Source organism: Pirellulales bacterium, assembly GCA_036499395.1.
In the GTDB taxonomy this organism is placed as follows: Bacteria; Planctomycetota; Planctomycetia; order Pirellulales; family JACPPG01; genus JACPPG01.
The window spans coordinates 46,933-67,450 of record DASYDW010000130.1 but is presented as its reverse complement, the minus strand read 5'-3'; the positions used below and the strand labels follow the sequence as shown (position 1 = coordinate 67,450).

At 59.8% G+C, this 20,518-nt stretch carries 18 protein-coding genes; 7 read left to right on the top strand and 11 right to left on the bottom strand.

The window, feature by feature from the left end; genetic code table 11:
• Positions 1 to 934 precede the first annotated feature (934 nt).
• Entirely contained in the window at positions 935 to 2,203 is a 1,269-nt protein-coding gene (locus VGN12_26920; GenBank protein HEY4313115.1) for a PEP-CTERM sorting domain-containing protein, read from the top strand.
• A gap of 123 nt (positions 2,204 to 2,326) precedes the next feature.
• Here the strand turns inward: VGN12_26920 and VGN12_26915 are convergent, their stop codons facing one another.
• From VGN12_26915 to VGN12_26905, 3 genes are read right to left on the bottom strand one after another with little or no spacing between them, the layout of a single operon-like run.
• Positions 2,327 to 3,508 carry a hypothetical protein gene (locus tag VGN12_26915; protein HEY4313114.1) on the bottom strand — a complete coding sequence of 394 codons (1,182 nt, stop codon included), beginning with the start codon at positions 3,506 to 3,508 and terminating at the stop codon, positions 2,327 to 2,329.
• A 12-nt stretch (positions 3,509 to 3,520) separates the two neighbouring features.
• Positions 3,521 to 4,099, bottom strand: coding sequence for a hypothetical protein (locus VGN12_26910; protein HEY4313113.1), 579 nt, complete (start codon positions 4,097 to 4,099; stop codon positions 3,521 to 3,523).
• Positions 4,096 to 4,689, bottom strand: coding sequence for an RNA polymerase sigma factor (locus VGN12_26905; GenBank protein ID HEY4313112.1), 594 nt, complete (start codon positions 4,687 to 4,689; stop codon positions 4,096 to 4,098). The genes VGN12_26910 and VGN12_26905 overlap by 4 nt, the downstream gene beginning before the upstream one ends.
• A 581-nt stretch (positions 4,690 to 5,270) precedes the next feature.
• On the opposite strand from VGN12_26905, the gene VGN12_26900 reads away from it, so the two are divergent.
• A complete protein-coding gene (locus VGN12_26900; GenBank protein ID HEY4313111.1) occupies positions 5,271 to 6,110 on the top strand; it encodes a peptidylprolyl isomerase in 840 nt (279 codons plus the stop codon).
• 252 nt (positions 6,111 to 6,362) lie between these two features.
• Here the strand turns inward: VGN12_26900 and VGN12_26895 are convergent, their stop codons facing one another.
• The 4 genes from VGN12_26895 to VGN12_26880 all read right to left on the bottom strand — a co-directional run bounded on the left by VGN12_26895 (position 6,363) and on the right by VGN12_26880 (position 9,606).
• Positions 6,363 to 7,232: a dihydroorotate dehydrogenase electron transfer subunit gene (locus VGN12_26895; protein ID HEY4313110.1), complete on the bottom strand. Its 870-nt coding sequence runs from the start codon at positions 7,230 to 7,232 to the stop codon at positions 6,363 to 6,365.
• Entirely contained in the window at positions 7,232 to 8,509 is a 1,278-nt protein-coding gene (locus VGN12_26890) for a pseudouridine synthase (protein ID HEY4313109.1), read from the bottom strand. Before VGN12_26890 ends, VGN12_26895 begins: the two co-directional genes overlap by 1 nt.
• 158 nt (positions 8,510 to 8,667) lie before the next feature.
• Positions 8,668 to 9,111 (bottom strand): carboxymuconolactone decarboxylase family protein, encoded by a 444-nt coding sequence (locus tag VGN12_26885; GenBank protein ID HEY4313108.1) that lies wholly within the window; start codon positions 9,109 to 9,111, stop codon positions 8,668 to 8,670.
• A gap of 30 nt (positions 9,112 to 9,141) precedes the next feature.
• A complete protein-coding gene (locus VGN12_26880; GenBank protein HEY4313107.1) occupies positions 9,142 to 9,606 on the bottom strand; it encodes a hypothetical protein in 465 nt (154 codons plus the stop codon).
• Positions 9,607 to 9,907: 301 nt separating this feature from the next.
• On the opposite strand from VGN12_26880, the gene VGN12_26875 reads away from it, so the two are divergent.
• A complete protein-coding gene (locus tag VGN12_26875; GenBank protein ID HEY4313106.1) occupies positions 9,908 to 10,183 on the top strand; it encodes a hypothetical protein in 276 nt (91 codons plus the stop codon).
• A gap of 89 nt (positions 10,184 to 10,272) precedes the next feature.
• Here VGN12_26875 and VGN12_26870 read toward each other — a convergent pair whose 3' ends face one another.
• Together VGN12_26870 and VGN12_26865 are read right to left on the bottom strand one after the other, a co-directional pair.
• Positions 10,273 to 10,791 (bottom strand): hypothetical protein, encoded by a 519-nt coding sequence (locus VGN12_26870; GenBank protein HEY4313105.1) that lies wholly within the window; start codon positions 10,789 to 10,791, stop codon positions 10,273 to 10,275.
• 221 nt (positions 10,792 to 11,012) lie between these two features.
• On the bottom strand, positions 11,013 to 11,984 hold the full coding sequence (locus VGN12_26865) for a type I phosphomannose isomerase catalytic subunit (GenBank protein ID HEY4313104.1): 972 nt from the start codon (positions 11,982 to 11,984) through the stop codon (positions 11,013 to 11,015).
• Positions 11,985 to 12,211: 227 nt separating this feature from the next.
• Between VGN12_26865 and tatC the strand changes: the two genes are divergently transcribed.
• Complete coding sequence (gene tatC / locus VGN12_26860) at positions 12,212 to 13,303, top strand: twin-arginine translocase subunit TatC (protein HEY4313103.1); 1,092 nt, start codon at positions 12,212 to 12,214, stop codon at positions 13,301 to 13,303.
• Between the two features lie 172 nt (positions 13,304 to 13,475).
• Here the strand turns inward: tatC and VGN12_26855 are convergent, their stop codons facing one another.
• Positions 13,476 to 14,285: an IS5 family transposase gene (locus VGN12_26855; protein ID HEY4313102.1), complete on the bottom strand. Its 810-nt coding sequence runs from the start codon at positions 14,283 to 14,285 to the stop codon at positions 13,476 to 13,478.
• Positions 14,286 to 14,438: 153 nt separating this feature from the next.
• On the opposite strand from VGN12_26855, the gene VGN12_26850 reads away from it, so the two are divergent.
• The gene (locus tag VGN12_26850) at positions 14,439 to 16,265 is read left to right on the top strand and encodes a hypothetical protein (protein HEY4313101.1); all 1,827 of its coding nucleotides are present in this window, start codon (positions 14,439 to 14,441) and stop codon (positions 16,263 to 16,265) included.
• A 222-nt stretch (positions 16,266 to 16,487) separates the two neighbouring features.
• Here the strand turns inward: VGN12_26850 and VGN12_26845 are convergent, their stop codons facing one another.
• Positions 16,488 to 17,195 (bottom strand): PEP-CTERM sorting domain-containing protein, encoded by a 708-nt coding sequence (locus VGN12_26845; GenBank protein HEY4313100.1) that lies wholly within the window; start codon positions 17,193 to 17,195, stop codon positions 16,488 to 16,490.
• 678 nt (positions 17,196 to 17,873) lie between these two features.
• On the opposite strand from VGN12_26845, the gene VGN12_26840 reads away from it, so the two are divergent.
• Both VGN12_26840 and VGN12_26835 read left to right on the top strand, forming a co-directional pair.
• Complete coding sequence (locus VGN12_26840; GenBank protein ID HEY4313099.1) at positions 17,874 to 18,275, top strand: BlaI/MecI/CopY family transcriptional regulator; 402 nt, start codon at positions 17,874 to 17,876, stop codon at positions 18,273 to 18,275.
• Complete coding sequence (locus VGN12_26835; GenBank protein ID HEY4313098.1) at positions 18,272 to 20,389, top strand: efflux RND transporter periplasmic adaptor subunit; 2,118 nt, start codon at positions 18,272 to 18,274, stop codon at positions 20,387 to 20,389. The genes VGN12_26840 and VGN12_26835 overlap by 4 nt, the downstream gene beginning before the upstream one ends.
• Positions 20,390 to 20,518: the final 129 nt, after the last annotated feature.

The window sequence follows — 20,518 nt, the reverse complement described above, 5'->3', positions numbered from 1 at the left end:
CACAGCGCGTCGGGGATGTGGTGAAACTTTGACGTCGATTGATCGCCCACAGGCACCTCCGTGCAAATCGAGAATGGTCTCCTCAACCTGCACTACGGATGCTTGCAGCCAAACGGTTCGGTACTCGGATAGGCTCTTAGCAAAAAGGGACAGCGCCGCTGCCACGACTCGCTACGGGATCCAAGCGGCATATCCGCCGGCACAAGAAGGACTCGCGATCCATGCTTGAACGCCATTCGCACCGCGCTCTGTAAGAGTGGCGCGCTACGCCGATCGATCCCCGTAGGCGTGCGCGGATTGTAGCGGCCCATTGTTTGCCCTTGATGAGCCGCGGATGTGAATTGCGCGATCGACCTCACAGCGCGCCGTCGTGAGTATCACACAATACTACACGTGTAGTTTGTCAATGCGACACAACTGGATTTGGGACCGGAAAGCAAGTTAGAGCTACTACGATGTCTGTAGTCAGTGCGCCATCGCTTGATGTTTGCGCGTCGCAGTCGCGCGAAGTGCCTCAGACCTTATTTTCGTCGGGCGAGTACTCCACGCGTAGTTGTTCTCCGAGAGAATCCGCATTGGCGCGCAATTGCCCATCAGCGCAGTTCGTGACAAGGACAACGATTGTTTGCGCATCGGCGATCTCAACCATCACGCAGTCATTCTTCGTTGATATACGCATCCCAAATATTGATGGCACGACATTCATAGTTATTTGCAACAGCCGCGGCGCCGCGCGGCACGTGCCGCAATACAAATCAGATGCACACACTACTACACAGATAGTTGTTCACTGATTCACGAGAATCAGACACGGCGATAACCTCTGCCTAACACGCGTTCCGTAAAGTGCCCACCACCTTAAGCCAGCAGAAACTGGCACGCGACGCATCAACGTTCGCAGGCATCCACTGAAGAAAGCGAGAGACTAATGAGAATGAGTTTGACCACCCTGACTGCGAGAATCGCGATTCGCGCCGCCGCTGGCGCAGGCATTCTCGCCGCCGCCGTGGCCGTTCAAGCCCAAACCGTTCAATCGACGTTCAATTCGGTTTCGACCCTCACGCCCGGCGACCTGGTCGTCGTTCGCACCGGCGATGCGACCAATGCCGACAACTCGAGCACCACGACTCAAGTGCCCGTCTATCTGGACGAGTACACCCCGGCTGGCAGCTACGTTGGTTCGATCAGCGTTCCCGGCACCGGCGCCGGCGCCTTCACGCTGCCCGGCAGCGGCGACAATCAGCACCAAGGTTTGCTGAATCTTTCGACTAATGGCAAGTTGCTGACCTTCGCCGGGTACAACTCGACGGTCGGTTCGTCCGATGCCAATATCGACGCTTCGGTCGGCAAGTTGATCGGCGTCATTTCGAACACCGCCAGCTCGCTCAACACGACGACTGTCGTCAATTCTTACGGTGCGGGCAGCACCAGCCCCTACATTCGCGGTGCTTCGACCGTCGATGGCACCTCGTTCTATACCTTCGGCAAATACGCCGCTTCCGGCGCCACCTCGAACGGTGGCCTGGCCTACGTCAGCGGCACCGGCCCCACGGCGACGACCACCACGGTCGAAGGCTTCGCCGATTGGCGTGATGCGATCATCGCCAACGGCCAGCTGTACGGCGGCACCGGTTCCAGCTCGGTCGGCGCGCATGCTCCGTACCAGATCAGTACCGGCTTGCCGACCACGAATCTCGGCAACTCGCTGAGCAACAATACCCAGCTCGGCAACTACCCGGGCGGACAATCGGCCTCGGCCCTGGCGTTTGTCGATCTGCCGGGCAACTCGAACTCGCAGAACGGGCTGAACGTGCTGTACACAGTTGGTGATCAAAGCACGGCGGGCATCGTCAAGTACTATTTCAACGGCACGAGCTGGGTTAACCAGAGCAACGTTCCGTTGACCGCCGGTGCCGACAACATCGTGAATCCGACCGGACTGATCGCCGTACAGGATCCGACGAACCCGAACTGGGTCGACATCACTGTCTCGGGCACCAACGGCATCTACACCTACGTCGACAAGACGGGCTACAACGGTGCCATTCCCGCCAATTCGTTCACGCATGTCGTAGGTAACGCCGCGTTCGACACGTTCCGCGGCGTGGCCGTCGTACCAACCCCCGAGCCGAGCACCTTCGTGCTGGCCGGCCTGGGTGTCCTCGGTGCGTTGTTCGCTCGCTACCGCCGCCGTGCGGCCTAGCTGTAATACTTCGCAGTGCGTAGCTTCGAGGCGGGGCGCGGCTTTATGCCGTGCCCCGCTTTCGTTTAACTTCCGCGGCGTTGAATGCGATAGCGGCCCGCCATCTGTACACGCCACCCTATTCTATGGCGATCTCGTAAAGTCAATCGGAATCAGCGTGACTGCCGGCGTGTATGCATGCGCATGCGCAGTAAGTCGTCTTTCTTCCGCAAGCACGTCGCGATACTGCTGCTGCAGTTGCTCGAACGCCATCTTCTGCTTGCTGATCTCATTGGCATCGCGATGCAAGTTGCGTTCCGACTCGTTCAGCAGTGAGAGCTTCCGCTGATCCTCCGCCAACTCGATCGCCGTATCTTCCAGTCGCGATTGCAATTCTGCGAGCCGATCGCCACCGCCGGCTTGTGCCACAATGCGGCGATATTTCTCTAACTCGGCTTTCGCTTCCGAGACTTCTTCCTGTGACTTGAGCACCTCCACATAGGGAACCGCATTGGCGGCATTGGTACTGCGATGCTTCATCAACGCTGCTCGCTGTTCCCGACTCTTTACGACTTTGTCCAGCTCTTGTAAGACCGGATCGTTCGCCGCTGCGTCCGCGATTTTGTCGGCCAGTTTCGCGATCTGCTCCACGATCGCTCGGCGCCGCCCGTCCAAGCCCTCGATTTGGATCTTCATAGCGGCAACCGCCGCCACGCGGCGGGCATACTCACTTTCGACGGTTTGATCCGCCGACGGAAGCGCATCGGCAGCGAGATCTCGCAATGACTCTCCATTCTCGCGAAGGCCCTGAAGCATTCGATTTTTCAGCGTCATCATTGAATCCAGCTGCTGCCGTAACGCGTCATTAGCGGTGCGCTCCAGCGTCCTGGCCAACTCTTTACGTACGCATTCAAGAAGTCTGGCCGCGGGCCAATCCTTCTCGTTTGAAGAGATATTAATTTTTGTCATATACACACCAGCCAGAAGCGGCGCAGCTCGAGAAGACGAGCCAAGATCCGTCGCGTTGTGCGGCGCTGATTCGCCACGTTGAACAGGTTCAAGGTGCATGACCCAATCCAGCCTTTTCGTACCGTCAGGACTGGGCGCGGCTTGTTTTTTAAACATTGGGCCGCGCAACAAACTGTCGATCAAATCACTCGCGGCCAACCCCGATTCGGGTTCACAAGTGACGCGCAGGATCGCATCGGCATCTGAATGCGGCCTCGCAACCGGCGTCGCCGGCAAATCTTTCACGGGCTCCTGGCCATGGGTCGCGCCAGTTACCACGGCAACGACTGCGAACATCCACAATCGGCAGAATTGCATAGCAGAGCCTCCCTATGAGTCGCCCAGGCTCGCCAGGCGTTGCCTCGCTAGCTCGGCCGATCGGGTATGGGGAAAGAGTCGAATCACATCGCGATAAATAACGATCATTTCCGTCGGCGGCCGTTGTGCGGCTTCCAATTGCTCAGCGTCGTAAATCATTCGATATGCCACGATCTCGACTCGTTCGCGCACGTCATCAATCGGATCTGCGAGCCCCACACGCCGACGAAGTGTCGTGGCACTCTCTTTTTCACGATCCTCGATCATGCGCCGCGCCAGCCGCGCGTGCATATCCGCTTCTTCTTTCAGTTCTGCGAGTTCGCTGTTCAGATCACGACGCCCCTCGAAGTTGACGTCCGCGGCCACAGTAACAGGCTGCGCGACCTCGGCGCGCCGAATATACAAGCTCACCGCCGTGCTCATCAGCAAGAGGACGACCGCACTACCGACCGCGGCACGCCGTTGCCGGCCGCGACGTTCGGCAAGCCATACGCGCCGTGCCATTTCTGCTGGAGTCAGCAACCGCAGCCGCGTTTGAGCATCCGCGCCGTGTAACAATTCGTCGATGTCGTCATTGCGCAAGGTCATCACTCTTCACACATCGGAGCCAACGATGTCTCGAGTAGTTTCCGCGCGCGAGACAAACGCGCTTCCACGGCGTTCCGCTTGATACCCAATAGAGACGCAACTTCCCGGATACTCATGCCTTCCAGATATCGCAGCACGACGGCTTCGCGATAAGTTTGCGGTAGCCGAGCGACGGCCGCTCGGACTAATTCTGATTTCTCGTTCACCATTAACTGCTGATAACTCGGTCCATCGGCCTGCCGCTTCAATGGTGCGATCCATTTGCGCACGCTCTGCTCGAGCCATCGTCTGCGCTGCAAAGACCTGCAAGTGTTGACCGTAATGGTTGCCAGGTACGTCCATAATCGTGCCTCGTGCCGAAATTGGGCCCGCCTGCGCCAGGCCGCCAGAAACACCGACTGCGTCACGTCCTCTGCTCCATCGGCCCAGGCCAGCAGTCGCGCCGCCAGACCGGCCACCCGCCGCTGGTAACGTTCAATCAACTGTTCGAGCGCCCTCGCATCGCCGCGAGCGAGCCGCACCGCCAGATCGCGGTCCTCAACCTCCGCGTGGGGCGCTTTCACGGGCGGGTTAGCCTGGATGCTGATGTTCATTCGACGTCAGTTTAGACGCCCAAATCACGGATCGCTGACAGACAAAACCACGCGATTTTCCGAGTGCAGCACCCGGTTTCTCAAGGCATGTCATTTCCGTCTCGCCAGCCGCAGGAGGCTATTTACGCCCCTTGTTCTCTCAGAAACCAAATTCCCTAAGAAATTGCTTGCCAATGGTTAGGCGGCCAACTATATTCGGGGGGTCAGCCGTCAGAGAGCAGTGTTCGACGCCGGGGCTGGGAACGTCGCACGCTGGGCAAACTAGGGTTTAAATACCTCAGGCTTTCTGACGGTCAGTTGGGCCAGGGATCTCTTTTTTTCGGTGGTTGCTACTGCGACGACCTCTTCAGCAGACGGAATCGAGCCGCCAGCCGGCCATCGACCGTCCCCCGCTTGCCTGTCGGCCTGATCCCTTGCGCTCGTTGCGATCCGACGTGTGCAGCTAGCCGGCACCTTGTTCCTCGCGGTGGATGTTACTCGTGGTCGATCGTCGCGAACGGTCGTGTTCGTCTCTTCCATGCGCTACGACACCCGTGACGACTTGCCAGGTACGCCCCCCCGCACCCTTGATGTGACCAACCATGACTAACGGATTTTTCCATCGCTATCATTCCCGCGCCTCGCTTGCACCCTTGGCCGTGGCCGTGTTGACCGTTTTCTCGTTCGGTCAACTGCTGGCCGAAAGCGCGCAGGCCCTGCCGATCGCAACGTTCGACACCTCGCTCGGGTCATTCCAGGTGGAATTGCGATCCGACGTGGCGCCGCTGACGGTCGAGAATTTCATCAATTACGTCGACACCGGCGCGTACAACAACACGTTCATTCATCGCTCGATTGCGGACTTCATCATTCAAGGGGGTGGGTACACCGCCAACGGCGCGCCGTTCCCCTACACGACGATCCCCGCGCACATCACGCAAAACGCTCCGGTCCAGAACGAATTCAATCTTTCAAACACGGCCGGCACACTTGCCATGGCGCTCTTGAGTGGCAATCCCAACAGCGCCACCAGCGAATGGTTTTTCAACTTGGTCGATAACTCGTCGAACCTCGACACCCAGAACGGCGGATTCACGGTTTTCGGCGACGTGCTCGGCAATGGCATGAGTGTGCTCGATGCGATTGCCGCCGTGCCGACTTACAACGCCAGCGGCATCTGGGGTGGCGCGTTTGCGAACCTGCCACTGCAGAATTTCGACGTCAATAACACTACCAATCAGATCACGGCGGCTAACCTGATCTTGATCAACAGCGTCACGATTACTGCGCCCGAGCCGGCCGCAGGGATCTTGCTACTTTCGGGAGGCGCACTCGTAGGAACCGGGATGCGCCTTCGCAAACGTCGTCGTCAGCAGATACAAAACGGCAGAACGCGGCACGCAGGAGACGAGCCGGTCTGTGCGAAAAGGGAAAATTCCTAATGCCATTCCGTTTCCGTACACGTTCCACATGGCACCGCACGCGCGGACCATCGGCCTCGCGAAAATCCATCCTCCTCCGCCGAAATAGGCGCGGATCGGCCAGCCGCCGCCGCAGGCGGTAGGCTTGGCTTCCTGGAACGGCAGCCCTATGCGCGAATGCTCGCCGCCGGTGCCGGAGTCTTAGCTGACGTACACCCTCTCACTCGCCGAACGTCGGCAGTCGCCTTCCTCGAAAACTCACGCTGCGAGCTGTTAGAATTCGATCGTGGCCGCGTCGAAAACCGGTCCCTCGACGCAAGTGCGGCGATAATCCCAGCCACCATCGGCGTCGCGCACCTTCGCTACGCAGCTGAAGCAGATGCCGATGCCGCATGCCATCGGCGACTCGAGGCTGACTTCGCACGAAATCCCAGCCGCTCCGGCAACGCCCGCCACCGCGTGCATCATCGGCTCCGGTCCGCAGCAAACGATGTGCGTCCCGGCGGAATTGTCGGCGATTACGTCACTCAGCACGTCGGTCACCAGTCCATGCTTGCCGGACGAGCCATCGTCGGTGCTGGTCAAGACGCACACGCCGAGAGCCGCGAAGTCCGCAACGCCCGCCAGGTATTCGGCGCTCCGCGCCCCGTAGCACAGCGTGACGCGCGGCGCTCGTTCGGCCCTCCGCGGTGGATTTCCGAACGCTCGTGATCCCAGGTACTCGCGCGCGAGCGCCAGAAATGGCGTCTGCCCGATACCGCCGGCGACCATCACCAGGTGTTCGACCGGTCGCGGCGCAAAACCATTCCCCAACGGTCCCCAGACATCGAGCGACGTGCCGGACCGGGCCTCGGCCAGCCGGCCGGTGAACTTTCCGACCACCAGATAGACGACATCGAGCCCCACCGGCGTCCCATCGTTCGCCAGCACCGTGTCATAGAAGGCGAGCGGTCGCCCCAACAGCGGATCATTGCAGCCGGTGAGCCGCATCATGAGAAATTGACCAGGCACGATTTGCCGGGCAATCTCGGGGCAGTCGAAGCGCACCCGATACGTGCCGCGCGCGATCTGTACATTCTCGCGAATCGTGACCGTGCGATACAACGCCCGATCAGCAAAGCAGGCCGCATCCGTGAGCCCCATCAGCCACGCCTTCCTTTATGTTTGCGGCGCAATTTCGAACCCGTCCCCGTTCGAGGCTTGGTTGCAAGTCCCCCTTGCGCTGGTTTAAACCCTGACTTCTCACCACGCACGCCCTTGGCGGGGCGTGACGGCTTCCCGGCACGAGCTCCGTCACCGGACTGCCCCGACGATTTACCACGCCGCTCAGTCGACTTACCCCTACCTCCATGCGCTCCCTTATCCGGCCGCGCCGCGAATTTACCGGGGCGCGCCGAGAACTTCGCAGGCCGCGCTGCTTTCGCCGGACGCGCCGGCCGAGAATCGGCAGTTCGCGAATCCGCAGGTCGGTCATCCTCCGGTAATATCACCGTGCCATAGTTTTCGCGTGCAGGCTTTTTCACCGGCGCCGCCACGGCAGCAGCCGGCTCGCGCGTTCCGCCGGGGCGCAAGTGTGGCCGAGCGCTGGCGGCCGAGCGTTTGCTCCCCTTCGCGCGTACACGCCGGTGCGCTCGCAGCGCGAGAAGCTCCTCGGGCGTGATACGCCGAAATTCCCCGGTGGCCAATTCCCCCAACCGCAAAGGGCCAATCGCAATACGACGCAGCCGTACCACCTTATGCCCGACCTTCGCCAGGATGCGGCGAATCTCTCGGTTCTTCCCTTCGCTCAAGACGATTTCCAACAGCGTGCTTTGCTGCAAACTCTTTTTCACGCGCACGCTCGTGGCCCGTGCCAAGCCTTCGGCCAAGTGGACGCCGCGCCGCAATGACGCCAACACTTCCTGATCGGGCGAGCCGGCGACCTGCACAAGGTAAGTCTTTTCGACACCGTAGCGCGGATGGGCCAGGCGATTGGCAAGTTCCCCGTCGTTGGTCAATAGGATCAAGCCTTCGCTCGACATGTCGAGCCGCCCGACGGTGAACAGCCGCTCGGAAACGTTCGGCAGCATATCGATCACGCGCGGCCGCCCGGAAGGATCGAAATTGGTTGACACCACGCCGGTCGGCTTGTTGACCAGGTAATGCACCAGCCGCGCGTTGCCCAACGGCACGCCGTCGACGGCAACTTGCTGCCCGGCGGCGACCTTCGTCCCCAATTCGGTGATGGTTCGCCCGTCGATCTGCACGCGTCCTTCGGCGATCAGCGCTTCGCACTGACGGCGGCTGCCGACGCCGGCTCGGGCCATGTGCTTTTGCAGGCGCATTTCTGCTTCATGCTCGGTCGCGGCATCGCCTTTTGCTTTTCCACCGGCCGGCCGTGGCGGAAGACCCGTCTTTTGTGCGCCGCGCGAACGTTTCATAGCCGCCAACTTTCCGACAATGAGAATTAAACCAGCGGGCCGCGGATTCCCATAAGCCCGAAGCGCCAGCGAAGGAACGTCTAGCATACTCCATTCCGCCACTACGCGGCAGGAGGCGCGTCGCCGAAATGGGGGCTAAAGTTCGCTGATTCCTGAGCTTAGGGCGATCGTTTCGGCGGCATCGACCGGTGCCCGATCGCCAGGCGGTTCCAAGCGTTCATCGTCGCGACGACCAGCGACAAGTCCACGATCTGCTGCTCGGAAAAGTGCGGTCCGAGTGCCTCATACGCCGCGTCCGGGGCATGCGTCTGCGACACGTAGGTCAGCGATTCAGCCCAACCGAGCGCCGCGCGTTCGGCCTCGTCGAAGAAGGGGCATTCCTGCCAGACGCACAGGCAATCCAATCGCTGCTGCGTTTCGCCATTTCCCCGCGCCTGATTCGAATGCAGATCGACACAGTAGACGCAGCCGTTGATCTGCGACACACGCAACTCGACGAGCGCCCGCAATTTGGGATCGAGCGGAGTGAGTTGCTTGTTGACAGCCGACAATGCCTCGAAGGCCCCATGATTGACGCGGCTATAGTTGGCTCGTGTTGTCATGTTATTTCCTCGCCGACTCTCTTTCGATTTTCACTTTTGGGGACTATCAGCGCCATCTTGTTCCCGAGGCATTGGATTCTTCGGCCCATCCCCAGGCGCGAAAGTGACATCCTTTTCGCCTTTGGTTGGCCCGCGAATCGTATAACGATCGCCAGCAAATCGATGACGCAGCGCACTATTCACCGCGGGATTGAAAATCATCACGACCGCGGCGGACACGAGCAGGATAACTCCCGTCCTCGCCCGCAATTGTGCAAAACATAGACCGCTGCTGATAAACGCCAGGCCGACGCCGATGGCCACCACGCGCAGCTCGATGTCCCAAATGCGAAAGCTCCAAGGCATATCGCGCCAGTGTATTCCGCCGTCGGCGAAGACCTGTTGCGCAAACATCAGAAGATTGCCCGCGATTGTCAGCAACCCAAGTGCGCCCAAAACGACGCCCAAGATCACACCCCATCGCGGCTTTTTGGCGCCGTCGGTCCTGTCTGCCATTTGTCCCCCAATAACGGTGCCATTTAGGGACCGCGAGACTCATGTCGCGCAAGGAGCGGGCAGCGCAGAATGCCCCCGCTAGCAACACGAATCGAATGATAATGGATGGCAGTTGCCAGGGCGAATTTTTCCGGATGACGCAGTGAGCCGGCAATTCACCGGGCGAAGCCTCGATATTGCTAGCGGTTCTCGCCTTCCGAGAAACCGCCGCTGGTGTGTACAATCCGCGCCCTCATATCGTATTTCGGCGCCACTCGTGCGCCTGTCGAATAATCGCCTGGCGCTTCACAGGAGATCCGCCTTGCCACGCATCGCCGCTGTTGCCGTTGCGCTTTCGTTGGTGGCGCTTTCCGGCTGCGCGGATATCAGCCGGCCCGATTGGTTGACGCCCGGCACGGCTCGTCAGCAGCGCACACGTGCCCAGAGGTTCGATCCTTATCCGGATCCAAATGTCGTGCATGACGACGGAAGTGCTCGGCCGCGTGATTATCTACAGCCTCCGCCCGAGGCGGATCGCAACGCACGCTCGGCTCGCGGTGAAGCGTTGCCCGATCGTTGGCAAGCCAACGGACCGTAACGCATTCCTGTCCGATCACAAGATCGCACTGACGGCAAGATGCGAACGGCGCCGCTGCGTCACGTCGTGGCCTCGGCTCGCACGACGAATCAGAAATCGGCCGGGTTATTGCGCGGCGCCGTTTTTCGGTTGCCTGATTGCTTCGCAGGCCGCGCCGGTACGACTTCGTCGGTGTTGGCGCCCTCTCGCGCCGGGGCACTATTGCTAGGCGCTTCGAAGACAGGACCTTCCTCATCGGCGGGAATTCCCTGCGGCGGCGCGGTGCGCCGCGACGACATCAGGCGCTTCCTGATATTGGGATAGTCCACAGGCGCTTGCGAACGCAGCCACGGTTGCGCGCGAGGGAATGTTCCGGGGGCTCCCTGCCACACGCGTCCACGGGTCGCTTCGGGGGGCGGGTATTGAAAATCGCGTGGACGCGCACTGTCCGCCGGGCCCATGCCGATGTCAGGCACCGGATACGGATCCCAAATTTGCGCGTCCGCGATTTGTGCCCGCGGCGGCGGCGGATCGAAGAAACGCGGCAGTTGGATACCACCTGCCGCTTGGATTTGCCCCACCGACCCGCCGGCCACAATCATTACCGCCATGAGAATTGCCAGACGCATCAGCACTTTCCCTTCCGCCGTCAGAGGATACCTGATCGGCACCGTCGCGCCCTCGCTGCGCCGTTCGGCCCCCGCCACGTACGCTGCTCGAGCCGCCCCCCGAAAAAAACAACCTCACCAACGCTCAAGTATTTTCGTCTACCTTCAGCATCGACGCGCCGTGGATGCTAGCTTGAAGCCGCGGCGCGGCGAATTACCGGCATATCCCTTGAGTGCGGCAACTACGGCAAATAGGCGTCCAGAATAATCGCGCTCGCCCGGGGAATCATTGAGGTCGCAGGGCGCTGGGCGGGCACGAGCAACGTCTCGCCGAATTTCAAAGGCACCTCGGCCGCGTCGCCGGTCACGGTCACCGCGCCCTCGACGACCGTGAGAATGTGACAGCGATCGTCATCCGGCAAATCTTGCGACGTCGTTAGGCGCCAGCGATCGAGCACAAACTTATCGCACGACACCAACCGTTCGCGCTGTGGATTCTCTGTTGCGCTGGGTCGCGCCGGTGTTATCGGTCCCGCCTGATAATCGATCGCCTCGAGCGCCTCGGCCAGGTGCAGCGTGCGCGGCTGACCGTCCGGGCCCACGCGATTCCAGTCGAACAGCCGCCACGTCGTGTCGCTCGCTTGTTGAATCTCGGCCACCAGCAAGCCATTGCCAATCGCGTGAACGACGCCGGCCGGCAAAAACACGCAATCGCCTACTTGAGGCGCGAAACTGTGCAGACACAGCTCGCAAGTCCCGCGCGAGATCTCCCGTTCCAGCGCCGCGCGATCGAATCCACGCTTCAGGCCGGCATAGATCAAACTCCCCGGTTCGGCGTGCATCACGACCCACGCCTCGTTCTTGCCAAGATCCGGTGGCAAGAGTCGCGCCGCGCGTGCATCATCCGGATGAACCTGCACGGACAGCTTCTGCTGCGCATCGAGAAACTTCCATAGCAACGGAAAACGCGGCTGCGGCGCATGCCGGCCCAACAGCGCGCCGCCGTGCGTCGCAACTAGCTCGCCCAATGACTTCCCGGTGAGCGGCCCGACGGCAACCCGGCTCTGATCCGCGCCACGATCACAGATCTCCCAGCTTTCGGCGCACGTCGATTGCTCGTCGCACGATTTGCCCAACAGTGTGCGCAGCTTGTCGCCTCCCCATAGGTAATGCCGAAACAAGGGCTGAAATCGCAGCGGATAAAGCGAGGTCATGGCGAAGATTCAATTCCTGGGAAACAAGTTTCGAAGGGCAGGGCAGGGGGGCCAAAGTTGCCCCTCGCCCCCACGAGTGTTATGATCCGCTCAGGCCGTTCCTGCCGAATCATTCCCTCCCGCCGCGCCCCTGTGGATTCTTCCGCATTTCGTGGCGCAAGACGTACAATAGACCGCTCGCTTTGCGGGGCAACCTGATCGACCACGCCGTCTGAAACCGTCCACCGATGACGCCCAAACCCAACGAAGATCTGTTTCAAGATACCACGATGACCTTCGGGGAACACCTCGAAGAGTTGCGCTCCGCGCTCTTCAAGGCGCTCTTGGGTTTACTCGCGGGCTGCTTGATCGGGCTGTTCGTGGGCGACTACATGGTCGAGCTGATTCTCAAGCCGCTCGAAGGCGCGCTCGAGACCTATTACGCCGCCACGTCGGTTGTGAAATACAACGAATGGGCCGAGCTGCGCCGCGAGAAAAATCTACCGGTGCCCTACTCGCCGGAACAAATCAAGCAGTTGGTCAATCGCGACCACATGCTGTTCGACATCGTCTATGTCGATCCGCGCCAAGCCTGGCAGGAAGCCACGCGCATCAATCCGCAATGGATCGGCAAGCTCCCCGCGGCCGCTGAACCGGACCTAGCCGCCGTAGCGGCGCCGCCCGAGAAACAGGACACGCCACAGGAAGCCCCCGAGATCATCGCCGGGCTGGCCCCCGTCCTGATGTTTCACCCCGGCGCCGAGGACGACCGCGTTCACGCGAAGAGCTTCAGCTTTCCCGAGATGTTCACCATCTGGTTGAAGGCCTGTTTGGTCGTCGGCACGATTATCTCGAGTCCGTGGGTCTTTTATCAGATATGGAACTTCGTCGCGTCCGGGCTCTACCCGCACGAGAAGAAATACGTCCACATGTTCTTGCCGTTCAGCCTGGGCCTGTTCCTGCTCGGCGCGGCCACGGCCTATATCTTCGTCTTCAAGCCGGTGCTGGGCTTTCTGTTGACCTTCAACAGCAGCCTGGGCGTCGATCCCGATCCGCGCATCAGCGAATGGCTGGGCTTTGTGCTGCTATTGCCGCTAGGCTTCGGCATCAGCTTTCAATTGCCGCTGGTGATGCTGTTCCTCGACCGGATCGGCATCTTCAACGTCCGCTCGTACATGGAAAAGTGGCGCATCGCGGTCCTGGTGATCTTCATCATCTCGGCCATCCTCACGCCAGCCGACCCGTACAGCATCCTGTTCATGGCGGTGCCGCTGACGTTCCTCTACTTCGGCGGCGTGCTACTGTGCCACTTTCTGCCGAAGCACACGAGCGCGACCTAAACGCCCGCGGAACGGAAATTCCCAGTGCCCGACGCGCCGGTCTTTAAGCGTCGAGCCGTCGAACGCCCTTCGAGTAAAGGCAATTCGTCATTGGATGACAGCTCTGTAGGCAAACTGTAAGCCTTTCGGCAGAATGGTTTTGTGGCTAAAAGGCTCTGACAAAACCTTGGTTTTATAAAACACAATCGTGATGAGCGATTCGGAAACAGATGACAGAGGCAGCCAGAGTGTTCCAGGCGGCCTGGATGATTTCCAATCGATCATACCGCACTCGCATTCGACGCAATCCTTTCAGCCAACTGATCGTTCGCTCGACGACCCAACGAATCTTGCCGAGGCCGCTGCCGTGAGCTGTTTTGCGTCGAGCGATGAACGGTTCGATGCCCAGCCAGCGCAGCAGGTGGCGGGTGTCGTCGCTGTCGTACCCTCGGTCGGCGAAGACTTCGTCCGGAAGTTGCTTCGGTCGGCCCGGTTTGCCGCCCACGGCCGGAAAGTCCAGCACGATCGGCAGGATCTGAGTCTGGTCACTGGTGTTGGGCGAAGCGGTACGAATCGCCATCGGTATGCCATGTCGGTCGACGAGCAACGTGTGTTTTGTGCCCAGTTTTCGTCGGTCGACCGGACTCGGACCTGTGTCATCACCGCCCCCCATCGCACGCACGATCACACTATCGACGATTGTTACGTGCGGATCGAGCTGGCCATGCTTGCGCAACAACTTGAGCAAGTGCATATGCAGCCGATCCCAGATTCCCAGCGCTTCCCACTGCCGCAAGCGACGATGAGCAGTGCGGCCCGAGCAGTCCATCTCGGCCGGCACGTCCTCCCAGCGGCAGCCGCTACACAGCACAAACCAGATGACCCGCATCACCACGGCGTGTGCGATCGGTGGGCGACCACCACGAGGGCCGACCGATTGTTCCGGCGGCAGATGAGCTTCCAGTTCCTCCATAAATTCGTCCGGCATCTGAGCGCTGGCCATGATCGTCTCCTCCTGAGGTGAAAAACACTCAGGCAAGCCATGCGCAAATGTCGTGCCAATAGGTTTTGTCAGAGCTTCTAAGAGCAGAACTCTCTATCTGTCGAGATCATTGCCATGTCTGTGGCGCATCAATGGCCGTGTCGGACTCGGTTTGTGACCGCGCTGACCATCGTCGCGAACATTCTTGCGGCGACGGTCAGGCTCGCCGCAGACGAACAGCCCACCCCCGTGAGCCAGCTCATCTCGCCTGATCGCCAGCATGTCGCCTATGGGCAGACGGCCGTCGGGCCGATGGGTGATCAGAAGGTGCGTATCATCGTGGGCCATGCCGACGGTTCGCAGCGGCGAGCCTTGCCGATCGACGCGAACTTCGTGGACAAAGTGCAGTGGTACGGCAACGACCGCATCGCTTATGTCACAGCACACGGTGAAGATGGATATCAACTAATCGACCTGCAGGGCCAACCGGCAGGCAAGTTGCAATTGCCGCCAGGCTGCGATTCATTCTTCCATCAATGCCTGTCCCCCGATGGTAAAACGATCGCCTTTTGCGGCAACTATTGCGCCGAGATCAACGAACGGTTCCCGAACGATAAGGAGCGCCGGCGGTATCTCAAGGCGCATCCAGAGATCAAGCAAGCGCACGGATTATTCTTGTTGGACCTGGCGACGCAGTCTGTGAGCCAAGTTCTTGAAGAGACCGTGGCGAACCTGCCGTGCTGGTCGCCGGATTCCAACTATCTGGCCTTCGGTATCGGCCATTATGTGAAGGACTATCCCCTAACAATTGTCGAACGAAAAACCGGCAAATTGCATCGGCTCACCGCCAAGGGGACCGCTTCCGGCTGGTCACCAGACTCGAAGCGCCTGGCAATCGTTACCGAGATCGTGCAAGGGGGCGGTTGGCTCGGTGGTATTCCGTTGGACGGAGCCATCGGCGTCCTCAACGTGGCAAAGGCGTTGGAAACCGGCGCGACGCAGGTCGATCGAATTTCCGACGCGCCGGCGAATGTTTCAATCAAAGAACCGTATTCACGGTCGATGAGCGGATTCTACGGCGCCGCCTGGTCGCCGGATGGAAAGAGACTCGCCTATCGTCATCGTGAGTCGTTGCGAAACGCGGCGAAAGCGACGACGATCCGCGACGAAGTGTGGGTTGCGCAGCCTGATCGCCGAGAAGCCCAAAAGGTCCTCAATCACGGGGCAGCCGAATTGGCTTGGGCGGACGAACACACCCTGCTGTGGGTGAACGACGGTCAGTTCGGTACCGTTGACATCGAACTGGACGGCCAAGCCGCGCTGGGGCCAACGCCTGAAACCACGGAAAACCAATTCGCCGTCATCGGCCGCATCACCGATGACAAAGGCCGTCCGATGGAAGGCGTTGAAGTCCGCGCGGCAACCGGCAGTGGTACGTTGCGGATGAACGCACCGGTCAAGACAGACACTGCGGGAAGCTACGAAATTCATTTCGGTCCAGGAGTAGCGAACGTCGACGACGGGTCGAATCTTCAAGCTGTGACGATTACCGCACGTAAAACTGGGTTCTATGAAAAAGATGCATGTCAGCAAGGCTACCTAGGCATGGCGAATTACCGGACCAAGGAAATTCGCAACGCAGGGGCGCGCTTCCATACAATCGTTTATCGCGGCCAGCCGCGCAAATTGAACTTCGTGATGTTGCCGGCCGCGAAGGCCGTTGTCGAGCTAGTCGATCTCAACGGCAAGCCACTGCCTGATTACTTGCTGGAACTTCGCGGCGAAGAGATTCCGCTGGCAATCGGCCTACTGCAGTCGACAAAGACCAATGGCGAAGGAAAAGCCGAATTCGCCGACGTGCCGTTGACACTGTTGTGGTTTTCCCTTGGCGGGCGAGATAAGGTTCGGACCGAACCTATCGACTTTCGCAAGCCCGGCGAAGTGCGCTATCGACTAACGTACGACGATATTGCAGGCACACTGGCCGTGGAAAGTCCCTAGAGCCGGATGCAAGCCTGCGATGGCAGACGCTGGCCGCAGCACGAGTAGGGACTGCCGAAGCTCGAGATGACAAGATCCCCGGTGAGACCAAAACAAAAAGCCCCGGGGACGTCGCCAAACGTCACCGGGGCGATCTCGTTTGCTTGTTCGGTCGTATCGCTAACAGCAGTCGGGCCGCTGTCGAAACATCACTGTCGAAACATCAATTGCGTAAGAGCACTCTTAGCTGCGGCGACGGCGCCACTGGTGCAGTGCCATGCCGACCATGGCCGTGCCGAGCATGATCACGGTCGATGGCTCGGGAATGTTGTTTCCCTGATGGAACGTCTGCGTGATGAACGTCAGTCCCGGAGTGCCGCTGCCATTGGGATCGGCATTGAACGAGAGAACGTCCTTCTGCACGAACACCAGGCTATGCCCGGTGGCGAAGGAACCACTGTCGCTCGACTGCGTCGGTCCGGCAACGCCGTTTTGGGCGCTAGCAAAAATCGTGAGGGTCAGGCTGGGATCAGTCGGCAGAAAGGTTTCGGTGACGCTGACCACGCCATTGGCCGTTGCGCCGAGCGGGGTGACGGAAGGGTCGCCCGCCAACGTGGCCCCCGTGACCAAATGTGTGTTGTCGTTTTCCGCGACTTGAAAATCGATCAAGGCATCCGATCCACCGCTGGTGGGCGAGTCGAAGAACGAGCCTTCGAACTTCAAGCCAACATCCATCGTGACCGGATCGGTGTAGGCGCTGACGGTGACGTTCGCCGAGTTTGGCATATCACCCGTGCCGAGATAGGAAAAGCCGCTGAAGGTCAGCGTACCGACCGAGATCGACCCGCTGCTATTGATCAGGTCGAACAGCGTCGTGGCTGATGCGGTGCTCGGGTTCATGCCGCCGAGGACCAAGGCCACGCACGCGCAGCCGCCGAAAAGAGTTCTCATGCTCATTTGCGCCTCAAAAGGTTTTTCCGGGTGTCGAGTCGTTAGCTTTCCAAGTCAAAAATGCGAAATCATCGTCGTACGCACGTCAGTACCTACACGTCAGATCCAAAAGGAGCTTTCGAGGGCGCTGCGGCGAGGTCTCAACGATCAGGCGTTCGTAGACGTGATGCGCCGAAGCGCAAAAACCCACAAAGGGCTGATCACAGGGACGTCACCGGAGGAGAACCCACGAGGAACCAGAAGGCTCGACTCGCTAAAGGAAAAAATTGTGGGGGTTCTCAGTTCAGATCATTAGCGTTGCCAGAATACCCGCGACTATGGGGATTAGCTTGATCCTGCTTAGGTTAGATACCGACCGCGTTTCCGGGCGCCTGTGTCCGACGACACGCGCACGAATAACCGCGACTCTGCGATAATCCCCAGCATCGTTAATCTCTCCTTTTATGCAACTACTTTTCACGGATTTTTCGGAAATTTGTGAAGAAAAGCCGAAAAACTCGGGTTTTCGCCGCATTTTGTTTCCGCTCCTTATGAATCCAGGCCCCCCACCTGGCTTTCTCAACAGGCTAAAAAATTGGCACAATCTTATTGCTTTTGCCAAATGCAAGTGGCTAAATTATTAGCCTGATGGCGCAGATTCTCGACGCGCCACAACCGCCCAGGGGAAGGGACCTCCGAATGGTCAAACGCGGCGAACCACCTCTCAGCCGGCGCGAGCGGCAGATCATGGACGTGATCTACGCCAAGGGGCAGGCGACGGCGCTCGAAGTCACGGACTCGTTGGTCGACGGCCCCGGCAAGACGGCCATTCGCACCCTGCTCCGCATTCTGGAAGAGAAGGGGCACCTCACGCACGAACAGGTCGGCCAGACTTACGTCTATCGCCCCACGCATGCGCGCGAGGTCGCCGGCCCCTCGGCGCTCAAGCGCATTCTCGAAATTTTCTTCGGCGGCTCGTTAGAACAAGCCGTCGCGGCCCACCTCAGCGAGACGGAAAACGACCTCGACGATCAAGAACTGAAGCGACTCATCGACCTGGTACAAAGCGCAAGAAAATCGCGCAAGGGTGACAAAACATGATGCGACTGTTGCCGGATCTGGGCGGCTTTTTCGAATCCGGTTTTCACGTGACGTGTCGCGCAACGGTCGTGCTGCTGCTGGCAGCGCTCGTCACGCGCGCGTTGCGCCGCTCTTCGGCCGCCCTGCGGCATCTGATTTGGTCCGCCGCCATCGTGGGCATACTCGTCATGCCGTGCCTGGTCGGAATCGCGCCGCTCCGTTTTCATCTTCCCGAGGCGCTTGCGCCAGCGACTGTCGAACGATCAGCGATGAGCATTTCCGATGAAACTGCTTCCTTGCCAATCACGGCCGTCGATGCGCGCGAGTCCGCACTTCGCTCTAACGCTCCTGTTAAAAACGCCCCGGACGACGCACATCCTCGGGCCATCACATCCGAATCCGCGCCGACGCATCCCGACATAAGAATGAATTGGGGCGCCGTGACTGTCATGACCTGGTTCGTAGGAGCCTTGGTCGGCCTGTTTCCTCTGCTATTGGGAACAATCAGCCTGCGTCGTCTGCGCCGCAATTCGCAGCCGCTATCGGGCGTCGCGGCGGACGAACTCGCACAACTCGCGAAGTCTTTGGTCGGAAATCGGTTCGTCGCGGGGCTCCTGTCGCCCGAGCGGCGGATGCCGATGACCTGGGGCACGCTGCAACCCGTGATCGTTTTTCCCGCCGACTTCAATGACTGGTCCCCCGAGCGGCGCCGACTGGTGATGCTTCACGAGCTGGCCCACGTGCGTCGCTGCGATTGCCTGTTTCAGATTCTGGCGCAGGTCATGCGAGCCTGGCATTGGTTCAATCCGCTTGCGTGGTGGGCGTTGCGGCAGCTCCGTCTCGAGCAAGAACAGGCATGCGATGATTTCGTGCTGAACCACGGCGCGAACGCCGCGGATTATGCCACCGATCTATTGTCGATCACGGCCAGCCTAGACGATTACCCGTGGGATTCGGCGGTGGCGCTGGCGATGAATCGAACCACCAGGCTCGAACGCCGGTTGCAATCGATCCTCGATCAAACTCGCAATCGCCGGCCGCTGACCAAGGCGATCGTCGTGCTCTCAACCATCGTGGTCGTCGGCGTCTTCCTGGGCGTTGCCGGAACTCGGCGTGCGGTGGTTCAGGCGGCCCCGCTCGACCCTCCGTCAGCGCTAGCCCCCGCGCAGAACGAAGCCACGTCTGGGCCGCCGCTTAAATTCACTACCACAACGCCGCAATCGAAGACGGTCACGATTACGCAGCCCTACGTTGGTCATATCAATTCGCAGCGGCACATCAACGTGCGAGCGTTGGAGAAAGGCTATCTCGAAGCGATCTCCGTCAAGGAAGGGCAGTTCGTCAAGAAAGGGGATTTGCTGTTCAAGGTCATCCCAGGCCTCCATCAGAAAAAAGTCGATGTCGAACTGGCGGAACTGAAGCGCGCCCGCATCGAGTACGACTACAACCAAAAGCTGCACAACGACAAAGTCGTGTCGCAAAACGAGGTCGATGTACACAAGCTCAAACTCGATAAGGCGCAGGCCCAAGTCGATCTGGTGACCGCCCGATTGGACTTTGCCTCGGTGAAAGCCCCCTTCGACGGCCTCATCGACCGACTACTGTTTCAGGAGGGGAGCCTGGTACTCGAAGGCGAGGTCCTCACGACCATGTCCGACAACAGCGGAGTGCGGGTGTACTTCAATGTCCCCGAGGCTCGCTACCTCGACTACATGCAAGATCCGCACAAGGAAGTTTGGAAGATCGAACTCCGGCTGGCTAATGGCACAAGATTTCCGCACGCTGGCGAGCTGGGCGCGATCGAAGCCGACTTTAACAATGCCAGCGGCAACATCCCCTTCCGCGCGGACTTCCCCAACCCAAAACGGCTGCTGCGCCACGGCCAAGCCGGCACGATCTTGATGAGCCGTGAATTGAAAGACGCACTCATCATCCCGGCGCGCGCCACGTTCGAAGTTCTCGGCAAGCGGTACGTTTACGTCATCGACGAAAACAACATCGCCCACCAGCGCGAGATCACGATCCGAAGCGAAACCGAGGACGGCTTCGTGATCGACAAGGGACTCGCCACGCACGACCGCATCCTGCTGGAAGGAATCCGCAACGTGCATGATGGTGAGAAGGTGTCCCTCTAGGCGTGCGCCGAGCGTTTCCTTGCGCTCGGTGATGGTCGTGACGGCCCACGAAAATCTACTTATGTGGCGCAAGAATCTTCTTGACTATTGCAATAGTCTCGGATAGCCTGACTATCAAGATAGTCCAAG

Excerpts from the sequence above, each read along its gene's own strand:
- VGN12_26905 (HEY4313112.1), bottom strand. The coding sequence starts at position 4,689 with ATGAACATCAGCATCCAGGCTAACCCGCCCGTGAAAGCGCCCCACGCG.
- VGN12_26895 (HEY4313110.1), bottom strand. The coding sequence starts at position 7,232 with ATGGGGCTCACGGATGCGGCCTGCTTTGCTGATCGGGCGTTGTATCGC.
- VGN12_26865 (HEY4313104.1), bottom strand. The coding sequence starts at position 11,984 with ATGACCTCGCTTTATCCGCTGCGATTTCAGCCCTTGTTTCGGCATTAC.
- VGN12_26915 (HEY4313114.1), bottom strand. The coding sequence starts at position 3,508 with ATGCAATTCTGCCGATTGTGGATGTTCGCAGTCGTTGCCGTGGTAACT.
- VGN12_26920 (HEY4313115.1), top strand. The coding sequence starts at position 935 with ATGAGTTTGACCACCCTGACTGCGAGAATCGCGATTCGCGCCGCCGCT.
- VGN12_26835 (HEY4313098.1), top strand. The coding sequence starts at position 18,272 with ATGATGCGACTGTTGCCGGATCTGGGCGGCTTTTTCGAATCCGGTTTT.
- tatC (HEY4313103.1), top strand. The coding sequence starts at position 12,212 with ATGACGCCCAAACCCAACGAAGATCTGTTTCAAGATACCACGATGACC.
- VGN12_26870 (HEY4313105.1), bottom strand. The coding sequence starts at position 10,791 with ATGCGTCTGGCAATTCTCATGGCGGTAATGATTGTGGCCGGCGGGTCG.
- VGN12_26890 (HEY4313109.1), bottom strand. The coding sequence starts at position 8,509 with ATGAAACGTTCGCGCGGCGCACAAAAGACGGGTCTTCCGCCACGGCCG.
- VGN12_26885 (HEY4313108.1), bottom strand. The coding sequence starts at position 9,111 with ATGACAACACGAGCCAACTATAGCCGCGTCAATCATGGGGCCTTCGAG.
- VGN12_26845 (HEY4313100.1), bottom strand. The coding sequence starts at position 17,195 with ATGAGAACTCTTTTCGGCGGCTGCGCGTGCGTGGCCTTGGTCCTCGGC.
- VGN12_26840 (HEY4313099.1), top strand. The coding sequence starts at position 17,874 with ATGGTCAAACGCGGCGAACCACCTCTCAGCCGGCGCGAGCGGCAGATC.
- VGN12_26855 (HEY4313102.1), bottom strand. The coding sequence starts at position 14,285 with ATGGCCAGCGCTCAGATGCCGGACGAATTTATGGAGGAACTGGAAGCT.
- VGN12_26880 (HEY4313107.1), bottom strand. The coding sequence starts at position 9,606 with ATGGCAGACAGGACCGACGGCGCCAAAAAGCCGCGATGGGGTGTGATC.
- VGN12_26900 (HEY4313111.1), top strand. The coding sequence starts at position 5,271 with ATGACTAACGGATTTTTCCATCGCTATCATTCCCGCGCCTCGCTTGCA.